This is a genomic window from Thalassoglobus neptunius (assembly GCF_007859735.1).
GTDB classification, from domain to species: Bacteria; Planctomycetota; Planctomycetia; order Planctomycetales; family Planctomycetaceae; genus Thalassoglobus; species Thalassoglobus neptunius.
The window spans coordinates 56,548-71,355 of record NZ_SIHI01000015.1; the positions used below are offsets into that span (position 1 = coordinate 56,548).

Genomic DNA, 14,808 nt, shown 5'->3' on the forward strand with positions numbered 1-14,808 from the left:
GAGACCAACGTGGCGAAGTTGGTATTGGGATGGGAGAGGGTTTGCGAGCGCGGTGTGTCACAGATCTTGGGAGTTCACGAAGCCTGAATCGAAGATTGATTTAGTTCCAGTCCGGGTGGTCACACTGAGTGGAGTGAAGCCGATTCGAGTGGAATGTTTTGGCAATCAACTGATCCCAAACGGAATAGGGATCTTCAGTGTAAACGAAGTTCGAGTCCGCATCGATTGTCAACCAGTCGCCGCGTTCGAGTTCACCTTCGAGTTGGCCGGGACCCCAGCCGGAGCATCCTCCATAAACTCGATAAACGAGTTCATGTTCAGGTTCCATGCTTACCGTCAGGATCCGTTCGAAAACTTCTGCACTGCTGCCCATGAAGACATCAGGGATCACCGGAGACTCGGTGGGATCCAAAGCGGGCGAGTTATGAACGACGAACAAAGCGGCCGGTTCAACAGGTCCTCCGACGTAAACGAGATCCTGTGTTTCCGGAAGATCAAGATGTTCCTGAAGAGCGTGAGCGACAGTGACCGATGACGGGTGATTGATCACGAGGCCCATCGCTCCTTCTTCCCCATGCTCCACGATCAGCACGACGGATTTGAAGAAATTCTCGTCGCGCAGTCGAGGCCCGGAGACCAGGAATTTTCCTCGCAGTGATTCTGTCATTCGTCAAAATTCGATTGAAGTGCACTCAATATGAGATCGGTCGGATTATACCCGGAGTCCGGGAAGGCGAATAGACCCCTTCCACAGATCGAGGTTTCTGAAGCGGGGAGTTCTCCGACTCTGCAAAGTCCGTCAGGATGATGACTCTTCGTCCGCCGATTCGCTCTTGGCTGCTTTCTTCTTCGTTCCCTTCTTCTTAACAGTCTTCTTTTTCGCGGCTTTCTTCTTTGTTGCTTTCTTTTTCTTGGCAGCTTTCTTTTTGGTGGCCTTCTTCTTCCCGACCTTCTTGCCAGTCTTGGCAGCCTTTTCGTTGATCAGTTCAACAGCTTCAGCCAGCGTGATCGATTGTGGATCTTTGTCCTTGGGGATCGTCGCGTTGATCTTCCCAAGTTTCACATAAGGACCGTAGCGGCCTTCGAAGATCGCGACGGCTTCTTCACTTTCGGGATGTGTGCCGAGTTCGCGGATGGGCGTTGGGGCAGAGCGGGTCTTCGCGAGTTTCAGAAGTTCGACAGCTCGATCGAGTTCGATCGTCAGAACGTCGTCTTCCTTGCCGAGCGATTTGTACTTCCCAGCATGTTGAACATACGGACCAAAGCGACCGATTCCCGCGTTCACGACGCGATTGTCTTCCGGGTGATGCCCCAGTCGTCGAGGAAGTGAGATCAGGTCAATCGCTTTGTCGAGTTCGATCGAAGTCGGATCGATATTCTTCGGAATCGAAACGCGTTTTGGTTTCGGTCCGTCTTCGACAACTTCGCCGAGTTGCAAATAGGGGCCGAACGGGCCCGTCAGCACGTAAATCGGAAGTCCCTCTTCGGGGTGCATTCCGATGGACTGCGGACCTTGCTTCTTCAGCTCAATCAGCTTTTGGGCTGTTTCGTCATCAAGGTCCGCGGGAGCGATGTCATCGGGAAGAGATGCATTGACCGGCTCGCCTTCGTCATCGTCCGCTTCCAGAAACGGACCGTATCGACCGACTCGGACAGCTGACGAGAGCGAGTCGAGTTTCAAGGTGCAGACTTCGCGAGGATCAATCTGTTCCTTCTTCGATTCGACTTGCTGATTCAGACCGTCATCGCCGGAGTAGAATTTCTCAAGGTACGGGATTTTGTCCGCTTCACCGTTTGAGATGTCATCGAGATCCTGCTCCATCTGGGCAGTGAATTGAAGATCAACAATCTTCGGGAAGTAGTTCTCGAGGAGTTGATTCACTGCCAGAGCGGTGAATGTCGGAACAAGTTGGTTGCCGACTTTGCGGACGTATCCACGGTCCTGAATCGTGCCGATAATGCTCGCGTACGTACTCGGTCGACCGACTCCTTCTTCTTCGAGCTTGCGAACGATCGAAGCTTCCGTGAATCGGGCTGGCGGTTTGGTTTCGTGTGAGAGAGGTTCAATCTCCGTGCAAGAAAGACCGGTCCCTTCCTTGAGGTCCGGAAGTGTCGCATCCTGATCTTCGAGGGCTGCTTCCGGATCATCGGAGCCTTCCACATACGCTCGAAAATAACCGGGAAAGAGAACTTTTCGTCCCGTCGCTCGAAACTCCGCATCGCCTGCCTGGATGGTCACGGTATCGAATCTCAGTTGAGCTTCGGCCATCTGTGTCGCGATCGTTCGCTTCCAGATCATATCGTAGAGTTTCGATTCTCGTCCCGACAGTTTGAGCTCGTCGGCCGTTTTCATTTCCGTTCCGGCAGGACGAATCGCTTCGTGAGCCTCCTGGGCATTCTTCGTTTTGTTGGAGTACTGGCGAACACTCGAGCTGAGGTAATTTTGCCCGTAATTGTCTTCAATGCGGTTCCGTGTCGCGGTGACTGCCTCTTGCGAGAGGGTCACGCTATCGGTACGCATGTAAGTAATGTTTCCGTCTTCATAAAGACGTTGGGCGACCTGCATTGTTTCTCGGGCAGAGAGTCCGAGTTTTCGGTTCGCTTCCTGTTGCAGGGTACTCGTCGTGAACGGAGCAGGGGGCTTGCGGGTTTGCGTTCGATGTTCAACGTTGCTGACGGACCATTTCTCGTTGAGCAAACGTGAGTGAAGATCGCGCGTCGCTTGTTCTTCCATCAACAAGACCTTGGACCCATCTTTGATGCGTCCGGTGTGTTCGTCAAAGTCTTTTCCGGTGGCGATTCGTTGTCCGCCGACCGACCAGAGCATCGCTTCGATCGTCTCTTTTTGATCGGTGTCGAGAAACGCTTTGAGGTCCCAGTAGGTTCCGCTTCGGAATGCTCGACGTTCGAGTTCTCGTTGGACAAGGACTCGGACTGCAACACTCTGAACTCGCCCGGCTGAAAGGCCGCGACGCACTTTTGTCCAGAGAAGTGGCGAGAGGGTGTATCCGTAAAGCCTGTCAAGAACGCGGCGCGTTTCCTGGGCTTCGACGAGATTCATGTCAATCTCGCGGGTCGACTGGAGGGCTTCGAGAATCGCCTTCTTGGTGATCTCGGAGAATGTCATCCGTTTGACCGGAACCTTTGGCTGGAGAATATCGACGAGATGCCAGCCGATGCTTTCCCCTTCGCGGTCTTCGTCCGTCGCGATGATCAGCTCTTCAGCATCTTTCAGAAGTGCCTTCAGTTCTTTGACGACTTTCTTCTTAGCTGGCGAGACTACATAAAGCGGAGCGAATTTGTCTTCGACATTCACTCCAAGTCGTGTCCACGCTTCTTTTTTGAAAGCTTCCGGGATGTCGGCCGCTTTTTCGGGCAGATCGCGGACATGTCCCATGCTGGCTCGGACTTCGTAGTCGGACCCCAGGAATCCGGCAATCTTTCGTGCCTTTGCCGGGGATTCGACAATGACCAGTCCTTTTTTCTTCTTTTTTGAAGCGACCATTCGCGTTCCGGTTGGTGAAGTGTGTTCAGTTTGGTGTGAGCCCAGTTGCACGTTCGCGGTCGCTGTGAGTGATCTCACGCACCGGATTGACTGATGACATTCTGAGTTGAGTTTGCTGTTCGAATACGACCCGTGAAAAGCTCCATGCCGGAACCCGATTGACCGTTCTCACCCGTCACGACATGACTGACGAAAGTGTAAGTATACGATTGACTTTGGTAAAAATCGGAGGGATGGACTGGGCTTGTCACAGCCAAGCTCCCAGCTAAAATGAGCGGTTTGTTACAGTCCTTTCAACTCAAAGGCACGGATGTCCAGAGATGGAGTCACCGTGTTGAATCTTGGCATCTGAGATCTTCCACGGGATTCGCCTCAATGGTTCTCCGCGTCAAGTCATTAGGGAATCATTTGAGGGATTGTCAAGAGAGTACGGGGTCGGGAAGACGGAATTCATAGTGAATCCAGGCCCAAATGAGTGTTTGAAAATCTCAGACATTTGCTACGAACTGAGACCTTTTGAGAAGGTACACGGATGAGTTCTCCCTTTTCCATTTTTCGTCGAAATCAACGAATTCTGATGGTCGTCACCACAGGATTGGCGATGATTTCTTTTGTCTTGCTGGGTGCGATCAGTGACCCGCGAGAAATTCCAACGCCGCTGATTGTTGTTTTTCTTGCCGCGATTGCCGGTGGAATCGGCTGGCTTCTGGGTCTCAGCCGAGGAAAGTCGTCGGACTGGGGAGTGACCGGAGTGATTCTGGGGGCGCTGATTGCAGTCTTCATGATCTGGTCCGGAAGAGAATCCAACGCCGTCGTCATGAATGGCAGCGATCTCACCCGTAAAGAACTGATCGATCTGATGCGGGAACGCAATCTGGCGAATCAGTTCGTGCAGATGGCCATCGTTCGAACGAATCCGGACTTGCAGGAATTCGAATTCCAGCAACGGATGATGCAGTTCTCCTTCGGCGGAGCCAACACCACAGAACGGGAAGTCGTTCTCGGCGAAGCCCTCCGGATGGAAGCAGATTCGATGCACATCGATGTCACCGATCAAGTGGTGACCGAGTACATCAATCAGATGACCGATAACAAAATGACATCCGCAGTCTTTACCGAGATCCGTCAAGACCTCGGAGTAACCGAACAGGAACTCCTTGATGTTCTGAAAAAAGAAATTCGAGGCCGACAGGCGCTGGTCCTTCTCTATCAGCAAAATCAATTGACTCCCCAGAACTTCTGGGAGTTCTATCAGAAGCTCAACCTTCAGAAATCCGCGCAGGTCGCGTCGATTCCTGTCAGTGAGTTCCAAAAACAAATCGCTGACCCCACCGATGCGGAAATCGAAAGCTTCTTTCTGGAATATCGCACTAATTTCCCGGGGATGACTCCGGATGGTCGACTCAGTGAAGGACGTCCCGGTTTCTATCAGCCTCGACGAGTCCGCGTCGCTTACCTCGAAGCGATTCATGACCAAATCGAAGCGACCGTCGGCGAAGTGACCGATGAAGAGATTCAAGCCCGCTACGAAGAAGAGTACATGCGAGCGGTTCCCGAGGACGAGGTAGAGTCACCGCTTGGAATCGGCAACGAAGGACTCCTCCGGGACCCATTGTTGAATGAAGCTCCTGTTCTGATTCCTCAGGAAGACGCCGACGACTCCCCAGCGATGGAATCCGAAGAAGAAGCTGCTCAACCGGATGCACCTTCGGAACCGGAACCTGCCCCGGAAGCGGAATCGCCTGCTGAAACAGAGACTCCAAAAGAAGAACCTGCTCCGGAAGCGGAAAGTCCTCAGGAAACCGAGACTTCGGAATCAGAGACTCCCGAAGGCGAAAGTTCAGAGTCAGAAAGTCCTGAATCAGAAGGTTCAGAAGAAGGAAGTTCAGAAGAGGCGGAAGGTGAACCAGAAGCTCTGCTGAAGACTTTCGATGACCTTCAGTTTGTTGCGTATCAGGAAGAGGGTTCGACTGAGCAATCTTCCGACAGCGAAGACGCTCCCAGCAGCGATGAACCATCTGCTGAAGAAGCGACAGAAACCAGCCCAGCCGACGAAAGTCCAGCTGCTGAATCAGAGCCAGCTCCGGAAAAATCAGAAGAACAACCGGTTGAGAAGTCTGAAGATCCAGCACCGCTGACTGTTCCATCGGAAGAGCCAGCGAATGCAGATGAGACCGCATCTGATGAGAGTTCTGCGGACGACAAGCCTGAGATGAAGTCCGAAGAATCGGAAGGTGCTTCGGAAGAGACTTCCACGGAAGAAGCTCCGGCCGAAGAAGACCCCGTTCCCCCAGCTCCTGAGTCTGATACTCGCGAGTTGACCGAACAGCTGAAACTCGAAATTCGTGACACCATTCTTCGTGAACGAACAGTTGCTGAAATTCAAAAGCGAATGACAGCTGCTCAACAGTTCGTTGCAGAATTGGGACGAAATGTCGCTTTCGGAGAGGTGATCGAAGAAGGGTTCATTTCACTCGAAGAGGCAACCGAGCAAATCAAAAAGTACGCAGCAGAAAACGATCTCGAATACATCGAGACTCCGTTTATGTCCGCTCAGGAATTGCGAGAGTCGGAAGATTATCCGATCGGTTCCGGGTTCGTCCCAGCTTTGCGTTTTCAGGAAGTTCCAGTCGTTCTGTTCAGCACATCGTCATCTGATCGGTTGCGACCACAGCAGGCGAGAAACCTGTTCACCGGCAGTGAATACGTATTCTGGAAATTCAGCGAGAAACCAGCCTATCCACCGGAATCGCTGAAAGACGAGCCGAATCTTCGAGCACAGGTGATCGATGCCTGGAAAAAGATGAAGGCATTGCCGTTGGCGAAAGAACGTGCTGAAGAACTCGCTGAGATTGTTCGCAAGTCCGACAAGCCGATGGTCGAAGCACTTAGCGATGAGCGAGTGACTAACGACGGAGACAACCTCTTCCTGACTGTCAAAACCACTGGAGAATTTTCCTGGATGACGCAGGGCTTTGCTCCCTCGACCGGTATGCAGCAACAAGCACAGCCTCGGCGTTCAGTCGTCGCTGCTGCTCCGGATGCTGGCGAACGATTCTTCGAGATGGTGTTCGAAGAACTCACTCCATCGGAAGTCGGAGTGGTTCCCAATGATGACGACAGTGCGATTTACATCGTTCAGGTCGAAGGCAGTAACGAATCAACCGCAGAGAAGATGGATGCCATGCGGAAAGAGTTTCTCGACCAGGGATTCCAGTTCAGCTACATGGCTCTCGGACGGGAGTTGTTAAGCGAGTACGCCGAAGACATCAGCGCCATGCTGTGGAACAAGTACGATGTTCAGCTCTACTCTTCCGACCCGGAAGTCAACGCTGGCGAATAATATCATCGTCAGTGGTTTCTCGTCACGCGAGTAACTGTTCAAAATGAAAGCCTGACTGAGTCAATCAGTCAGGCTTTCATTTTGATTCATAGCCTGAGCACGTTGTTCATTCCCGCGTGCTCGATGCGACGTGTTTCATTCAATGAGTGCTACGCTTGCTCCTGCGGATCTTTGTAAACATACGATGAAGAAGCAGTTGGCCGCGTTGAGGGAGCAGGAAAATCGAACTCCTCGAAAGGGTCGGCGGATGCGACCATCAGCGCGAAACCGGCTCCAATCAAAACGATTGAAACGGTCGATTCAATGGCAAGTGTGAGGAATGAGGCGTTCGGGATCTTTCCGACCGAAATCATGGGAACGATTTGGTAGAGGACGATCACGGCAGCAGCAAGTCCAACACCCGCCAGTCCTAAACCAGCAACGGCGCTAGCTTTCCAACTTTGGGCAAGTTTTTTCGGGGATGGCGACTTCATAGCGGACTCCTGTGCAAAAGTTTGCAGTCCTGTGAACATGCTGCTCGTTTGCGATGACCTTTCCGATCAGTGTTCCAAAACTCGTTGAGAAGGATTCTAACTCCAACGGGCTGTCGAAATGCGACTCAATTCGCACGATTCGGAACTCCTTCCATAGAACTGAACGTGTGGGGAGATTGGCGGGTTCAAAGTTCTTCACGAATTTCACTCCGCACGCCGGGAATTGTCGCGGGGCGCCCCTTTAGGTCGCTGGACAGTTTGCGTAGACTTTTACGCTGAACGAACACAATTTCTCACCATGATGTGAAAGCGATGATCCGTATGCTGCAGTCGATGACAATTAATTTGACTCTACTTTCGATGTTGTGTCTGACACAGCCTCTGATTGCCCAGGATGCCAGCCCTCAAAAGAGTTGGGAAGAACTGGTCAAGGTTCGAAATGAATCCTTTGCGCGTTTGAAGGAGATTCAAAATACGGTCCGGGAAGCTTCTCCAGAAGATCGGCAAACCTTGACGATTGAATATGCAACCATCGTCCAGCGAATGCAGAACGACGTCATTCCGCCGTTGATGAAACTCGTCCCCGCACAAATCGAAAGCAATCCCGATGATGCGGAGACTCGCGAAATTGCCGCTGAGATGATGCGGTACGCCTTCGCTCGAAATGATTATCCCATCGCGATTGTCATGGCCAATGCACTTCTCAAAGGGGAACCTTCCAACAAACTCGCCATCAATATTCTTGGGATTTCACAGTTCGCAGACCATCAGTTCGAAGATGCCAATCGCGTGCTGACTTTGGCAGAAGAAAGAGGAGATCTCATCCCGGACTTGGGAGGCCGATACATCGACAATACGAAATCGTATATCGACTATTGGAAGGCCGAAAAGAAAATTCGTGAAGCCGAAGCTGCTGCCCAAGGGGAAGACGCATTGCCGCGAGTGAAGTTCACCACTCCGAAAGGCGAGATCATTCTGGAACTGTTCGAAAATGAAGCTCCGAACACTGTGGCGAACTTCGTGAATCTTGTTGAATCCGGATTCTACAACGGTCTGAAATTCCATCGCGTGCTGGCTGGATTTATGGCTCAAGGGGGATGCCCTCACAGTAAAGACGGAGATCCCGGTCAACCGGGGACAGGTGGTCCTGGCTACACAATCAAGTGCGAAGCTTATCGACCGGATGCCCGTCGTCACTTCGCTGGGACGTTGAGTATGGCCCATGCTGGTAGAGACACCGGCGGATCACAGTTCTTCATCACGCATCTTCCGACTCCGCACCTCGATCAGGAAATTGCCCCGACGAGCGTTCACACGGTCTTCGGGCGAGTCCTGGAAGGGCTCGATGTGGCGAGAGCCTTGCAACAGGAAGACGAAATCATTTCTGCGGAAGTGATTCGCAAACGGAATCACGATTACATTCCAAAGACCACTCCAGAATGATCCATCCCTCTGAAATTGCGAAGATGTTTGAACAGGAGCCTCTCGCCTGCTGGAACGGGGAGAGGCTCCCGTTGTCTGAAGTCCGGGTGTCGGTCCTCGATCGCGGATTTCTGTTTGGCGACGCGATTTATGAAGTCATTCGAGTCTATTCCGGAAAGCCGTTTCTGTTCCAAGACCACTTGAATCGCATTCAGCGAAACCTCGAGAAGATGTCTCTCCCTGCGGATCTGGGTTCGATTCAGCGCTGGATTGAGGAAACAATCTCGGCGAGCGGATTTGTCGAGGCATCGGTTTACATTCACGTGACGCGCGGAGTTGCTCCGCGGACTCATCGGTTTCCTGACCCGCCTCCAACTCCAAACGTGCTCATTTACGTCGCTGCCTTTCACGATTCCTACTCGCAGTTTCGTCATTCCGGAGCTTCGGTTGTTGTGGTCCCGGACCAGAGATGGAAGCGATGCGACATCAAGTCAGTGAATCTGTTGGCGAATTGTTTCGCTTCCGAAATGGCGCATCAGCAAGGATGCGCGGAAGCTTTGTTGAGCGATGATTCCGGAAAGCTGTCCGAAGGCTCTCGCTCAAGTTTGTTTGGCGTCAAGGACTCTGTTGTTCTCACCGCACCGTTAGGGGAGAACATTCTTCCCGGAATTACACGGCGTTTGATTCAACAACTGTGCGAAGAATGCCAACTGGAGATGCGCGAGGAAACCATCCATCAGTCACAGCTCGATGAAATCGATGAACTGTTCCTGACAGCAACGACGATGGAAATTTTGCCAGTCACTCGGGTCGATGACCAACCGATTGGAGACGGTCAAATCGGACCGGTATCGCGTCAACTGGTCGATGCTTACCAGAAGCATATTGAACGCTTCCGGAACGAAACGTAGAGCACGACATCTTCCATTGTGTCAGCTCGATCAGAATGTCAGTTCGATATCGCAAATCTCATAGGGGGCGATTTCGACGTGGACTTCGTCGTCATGCACTTTGAGTGTGTGAATGCTCTTGCCGAGGAAGTCGACCTGTGTGGCTTTCGCAGGTGTTTGAAAACAGCGGAGCGGAAACGATTTCGGTCGGCCTTCCGTTTCGAGGAGGCGGATGATGAAGCTGTTGGTAGTTTCGTCGCTGCGATGCGGCAGAATTCTTGTCAACAAGACGTTCGGAGCTCCGATGTGGAATAGCCAACCTTGCTGCTCGCCTTGAGGTGGACACGAATCGACAGGAATGACGATCGGTTCCTGGAACGCATCGACGGCCGACTTCATTGGGAATTTCTGGTCGATGGCAATGCTGAATTCAAAATCCCGACACGTTTCTCCCTGAGTGACAAGGAGCGTGTCGAGCATGCGATCGCCGGTCATTCGATGAAACGGAAGTCCCGGCGTCAGGATTGTCGTGCGGTAGTCATCGTCGGCAATTTCGAGATAGTGAGGAGCTTCAATCCGAAGCTTGTCGGCAGCGTGCGCTCCCTGCTGCATTGAAGCTGTCAGCGAAGCGGAGGAATGCATCCATGCGAACCGGCAGGCGAGATAGTTCGTCCACGGATCTCCGTCAGGGACTTTATGGAGATTGAGCTTAAATCGAATATCGACATTCGGACGACCCCGCACAACGCGTGTTCTTTGCGTGAACGCGGCAATGGATTCCTGAGTTTGTGGGTCGAGGAGTTCTCCGCTCGTCTCGATTTCGCCGATCAACGGTCCGGCGGAGATCACTTTCGAGTCTCTGAGAACCATATTCGAATAATAGGTCTTGAGGATCTCGCGATCTTCTCCTTCTCCGGTGACAACTGATCGCTCATGAGGGAATCGATAGGCAATCTGCTGACTCAACCGGTTGGGGCTCCGACGGTAAGTTCGCACCGCAGCCACGCCTCCGGTGACATCGCTCAAATGGACTTCAAATTGCTCGTTCCTCAGAATGAGCCCTTCTGCCATCGGAGTTTTTCCGGGTTGCGTTTCTGTGTTGTCATTGCTGGCAGACAACCAGACGAATCCGCAGGGAGGCAACTTGACTGTTGCTGAAGCAGAGTCGTTTTGAATCTGTTTCTCGATGATGGATTCGCTTTCGCCGGGAACGCCATTCACCCAGCGGATGAGTGATTTTCTCGCGAACGATGCTGGGTTGACGATCAGGAGTCCAGCCCCTGATTTTCCTTGAGAAGTGAAGAGGCGTTTCATCTCTTCGGACACATTCTGTTTCGCTGCGTCCAAGGCTTCATTCGCTGCTTGGATTGCTTCAGGTGCCGCCTCCGGATGAGCCGATTCGATCGGTGCTTCGAGCGCACTCACCTGGGGAAGACTGTTCAGTCCTTTGGTGAGGAGTTGCGAGATCTGCTGGCACCAGTCCAGATTCTCGAACTTTCGCCAGCGGGTCCAGTATTGGGTCCAGCGACTGATCGGGTTCTCTTGTTCTCGAGCCACGGATTGAATGAGATCGAGTGTGAAGTATCCGCTGGCTCTGAAATCAGACAGCCGTCCGGGAGAATCGGAAGTGGAGAAGAAGTCGGTGAACGTGGTGAACTTTCCGAGAACCGGAGCGTATTCTTGTGCTCGCCGCAGATCGTTCATCCATGGGCTGCGCAGCTTCGGCCAGCGAGCCAGTGCCACAGCGGCGGTGTGGTCATAGTCCATCGATTCGGACATGCGAATGGCGAAGCGAAGAAAGCTGCTTGCACTGTCTGCCGCCAGAGGAATTCGGCTAAATGCATCGATGGCGGTTCCGTCGCAACCTTCCCAGCGAAGTTTCGTCTGTTCTTCGTCCGGGTAAATTCCGTCGTCGATGACGACATGCAGGGCACCGCGATATCCGTATCTGTCGAGAATTTGCGGCAAGTGACATCCGATGCCGAATCTCTTGCGAGCCCAGGTCGTGGGCATCGTTCCGAAGAGTTCCTGGAAGACAGCTCGTCCTGATTCGAATTGCCAGAGCGTGGCGTCTAAAGACATCAGGGGAGAAGGGAGTTCCTCGAGTTCACCTCCGAGGAGTTCAACGCGATCTTTCTTGACTCCTTCCTTGAGGCTTTCGATCAAATCGCTGTTTGCGTCTGCGATTGTTCGCCATTCCGAACCGGAAGCAAGAAGGTTGACCGGAACAGATTGCTGCGACAGCTCTTGGAGTTCCGAGCCGGCAAAGTCCGGATTGACGAGGCAAAGGTCGATCAGAAAACAATCAACGGGGTAAAACCGTTCCCGGCATTCGAGCAGCATCTCAAAGCAGTGTTTAAGATGCTTGCGTGTTGCTTCCATGTCATGGGCGACCGCAGCTTGTGCAGCGGCGAGCGCTTCTTTCTTCAGATGCACTTCTTCGATATGACTGAAGTTCCGCATGTGGCGGGTCAACAGTTCGATCTGAAGATGAATTGTTCCCAGTGCCAGGAAGTCAGCCACAAGGTCGCTGTCGACAGCTTGTTCGAGTTCAAGCGGAGAGAGTGCCTGATGCAGCATTGTCTCCCGGTCAGACTCGCCGCTGATGACGACGGCACCCTCGCGACGTGCCCGCTCCACCCAGGTTGTCGGGACCCATTCGTCGCACGGGGTTGGAACAACAATCAGATGATCGGGGCCGATCGGAAGCGTGTCATCAGATCGTTGCCATTTCGGGATCGTCCCGGAGGAAGCAAGAAGTTGAGGATGCCACAAGATCGAAAAGCCATTCAAGAGGCTCGCCGCAGCTTCTTCTCCCAGTTCTGTCGGAAAATCTTCGAGGCTGTGACAGGGGATCAGGACAATCAGTTCTTGGTATTTCATGGACGCCACTATGAGAATTCACTCATCAACAAGGTTTCGATCGACACGTGTCAGGATTGCACAGACAAAGTAGGTGACAGGTACTCACCCTTGCAATCGCTCCGCGTTGTTCGATTTTCATCGGAGTCAGTGGAAGCTGTTGTGAAGGATTTCTCAGCATCATGAATCCGCCCATAGCGTCAGGTAGAACAGGAATTTTGCTCAGAAGAACTTTGATTCCACGGCATTCGAGCCAGTAGCAAGCCCATTCCGCAGGTGTCTGTCACCCCTGAGAATGTTAAACCTGCGCCAATGAATGCGGGAATCGCTGCGAACCAGGGATGGACAAACAGAGCGAGCAACGCACCGATCAGCACGATCGAACCGGCGACGATTCGGACCTGTCTCTCGAGAGAAACACTTTTCTTGCCACGGACAATGGGCAGACCCGCAGCTGTCCATGTATCAGTGCCGCCAGCGACGTTGACGGCATTCGTAAACCCAGTGTCATACAACTTCTGGCATGCTTTCTTCCCTCGATTGCCCCCTTTGCAGATCACATAGACCGGATCGTCTGGACGTGTTCGGGAATTGAGAAACGCTTTCGCGTCAAAAGTGTCGAGCGGAATATTGCGAGCACCGGACGCATGAACTTCGCGAAATTCCACCGGCGATCGAATATCAATCAATTCGACTTCGGAGTTGTGCTGTAATTGTTCGAGCTGGGAAGGAGAGATTTCCTGGAGAGTCGTCATCTGGGACCTCGTTATGTCGGGAGAGTTCGATGTATTCGAGAAAAAAGAGACTGGTCCGCTACGATTGTAGAAAGCGGCTTTCGACACAGTTCATCAGGTTTTCCAGGTGCGGTTCGGCAATCTGGTAATACACTCTCCGCCCCTCACGCTCGCTTGTGAAGAAGCCGCATCGCTGCATTAACCTCAAATGTTCGGAAGCAACATTGTCTGGAACTTCGCAATCGGAGGCCAGTTCGCCAACGGTATACCGACCGTGAAGCAGCAACTGCACCATCCGCAGGCGAACCGGATGCGCCAAAGTCTTCAGGCATTCGGCCGCTTCCTGAAATGCCTGAACACTTCCGTTTGGGGGTGTCTGATTGAGTTTTGATTTCTTTTTCATGGGTTCTCACTCAAATGTATCGGGATCTCGCGAGGTGTCAATGGGAATTCTGGATGAGGGAAATACCCCGCAGCGCGATTTGACACACATTCACGAGTCAGTGTCGTCATCGCGAAGATGGTCCAGATAAGTTTGAACGGATCTCGAGACAACCTCTCCGCCGTTTGCGAGCACTTCTCGATCTTCGAATGCTCCGTAGATACGCTCAAACGACATCGCTCCGAGCGTCTGGCCAATTCGCTGGACCGTTCTTGCCGAAAGCGGAATCATGTTGGGATAGCTGTAAAGGAAGGAAACACGCTTCGTGTCCGCGGCTACTTGCACGATGTCTCCGCTCAGTAAGACCCCCTGTCCGTCGTGCGTCGATTCCCAATGAAGAACCGTTCCGCCCGGAAAGTGACCTCCCAGGCGGATGAGTTCGATGCCATCGCAGATTGGAAGAGTGTCTCCATCCCAAAACTGAAGGTTCTTGTGGGGCGCATCACCCACTCACGATCATCGGAATGGAGATGGACCGGCGCATCGAATTCCTCAGCCCAGTCCTGCATTGTGGTGTAGTAATGCGGGTGAGAAATCGCAATTCCCTTCAATCCCCCCAAAGCATGAATCAGGTGCCGCGTTGCATCATCGAGAAGAGCGATGCAATCCCAAAGGTAATTGCCTTCAGGAAGAGTCAGCAGAAAGGCTCTCTGACCAATTCCGAACTTCGGCGTCGTACGGATTTCGAAGAGGTTGGGTTCGTGCTGCTTCCAGAGATTTGCGTACCGACCCGGGAGCGATTCTCGCGTCGTCCATTCCTGTCCCGATCGCGGGACGAATTGACGATCGTCGCAACAGATGGGGCACGAATTCGGTGGTTCGGGACGATCGTCGAATGATGTTCCGCAGGTTCTGCAAATGAATATCGTCATCGGGACAAGTCCTCAGTTCGCCAAATGTGTTATCTCGATGTATAACGCGCAGGCTTGTTATATAAATGTATGGTTAATCGCTAAGACGAAAGACTTATCAAGTTGATGGATGTCGACTTCGTGCAATCTTGAAAGAAGCCTTCGTGTGTTTGAATCAGGCAATCATGAAAGTTTCGCAAGGAGACTTCAACCCGTCTGAGCTGTTGAAATCGGCTGAGGCATGGAACGGGGCATGAGGTGATTCTGGTTGGAATTCACAGGAATT

General features: G+C 52.5%; 9 protein-coding genes and 1 pseudogene. 3 read left to right on the forward strand and 7 right to left on the reverse strand.

Going from position 1 to position 14,808, the window contains the following annotated elements:
• Positions 1–100 precede the first annotated feature (100 nt).
• Entirely contained in the window at positions 101–667 is a 567-nt protein-coding gene (locus KOR42_RS17510; RefSeq protein WP_146511144.1) for a YqgE/AlgH family protein, read from the reverse strand.
• A gap of 132 nt (positions 668–799) precedes the next feature.
• The gene (gene topA / locus KOR42_RS17515; RefSeq protein ID WP_146511145.1) at positions 800–3,505 is read right to left on the reverse strand and encodes a type I DNA topoisomerase; all 2,706 of its coding nucleotides are present in this window, start codon (positions 3,503–3,505) and stop codon (positions 800–802) included.
• 532 nt (positions 3,506–4,037) lie between these two features.
• Between topA and KOR42_RS17520 the strand changes: the two genes are divergently transcribed.
• Positions 4,038–6,848 carry a hypothetical protein gene (locus KOR42_RS17520; RefSeq protein ID WP_146511146.1) on the forward strand — a complete coding sequence of 937 codons (2,811 nt, stop codon included), beginning with the start codon at positions 4,038–4,040 and terminating at the stop codon, positions 6,846–6,848.
• A gap of 149 nt (positions 6,849–6,997) precedes the next feature.
• On the opposite strand, the gene KOR42_RS17525 is transcribed toward KOR42_RS17520, so the two are convergent.
• Entirely contained in the window at positions 6,998–7,321 is a 324-nt protein-coding gene (locus tag KOR42_RS17525) for a hypothetical protein (RefSeq protein WP_146511147.1), read from the reverse strand.
• 312 nt (positions 7,322–7,633) lie between these two features.
• On the opposite strand from KOR42_RS17525, the gene KOR42_RS27725 reads away from it, so the two are divergent.
• Positions 7,634–8,764, forward strand: coding sequence for a peptidylprolyl isomerase (locus KOR42_RS27725; RefSeq protein ID WP_315861342.1), 1,131 nt, complete (start codon positions 7,634–7,636; stop codon positions 8,762–8,764).
• Positions 8,761–9,654: an aminotransferase class IV gene (locus KOR42_RS17535; RefSeq protein WP_146511148.1), complete on the forward strand. Its 894-nt coding sequence runs from the start codon at positions 8,761–8,763 to the stop codon at positions 9,652–9,654. The genes KOR42_RS27725 and KOR42_RS17535 overlap by 4 nt, the downstream gene beginning before the upstream one ends.
• Positions 9,655–9,684: 30 nt before the next feature.
• Here KOR42_RS17535 and KOR42_RS17540 read toward each other — a convergent pair whose 3' ends face one another.
• From KOR42_RS17540 to KOR42_RS17555, 4 genes and pseudogenes are all read right to left on the reverse strand, one after another.
• A complete protein-coding gene (locus tag KOR42_RS17540; RefSeq protein ID WP_146511149.1) occupies positions 9,685–12,516 on the reverse strand; it encodes a glycoside hydrolase family 38 N-terminal domain-containing protein in 2,832 nt (943 codons plus the stop codon).
• A 179-nt stretch (positions 12,517–12,695) separates the two neighbouring features.
• On the reverse strand, positions 12,696–13,250 hold the full coding sequence (locus KOR42_RS17545) for a rhodanese-like domain-containing protein (RefSeq protein ID WP_146511150.1): 555 nt from the start codon (positions 13,248–13,250) through the stop codon (positions 12,696–12,698).
• 58 nt (positions 13,251–13,308) lie between these two features.
• Entirely contained in the window at positions 13,309–13,632 is a 324-nt protein-coding gene (locus KOR42_RS17550) for an ArsR/SmtB family transcription factor (RefSeq protein WP_146511151.1), read from the reverse strand.
• 90 nt (positions 13,633–13,722) lie between these two features.
• Positions 13,723–14,543: pseudogene (locus tag KOR42_RS17555) on the reverse strand (MBL fold metallo-hydrolase).
• Positions 14,544–14,808 lie beyond the last annotated feature (265 nt).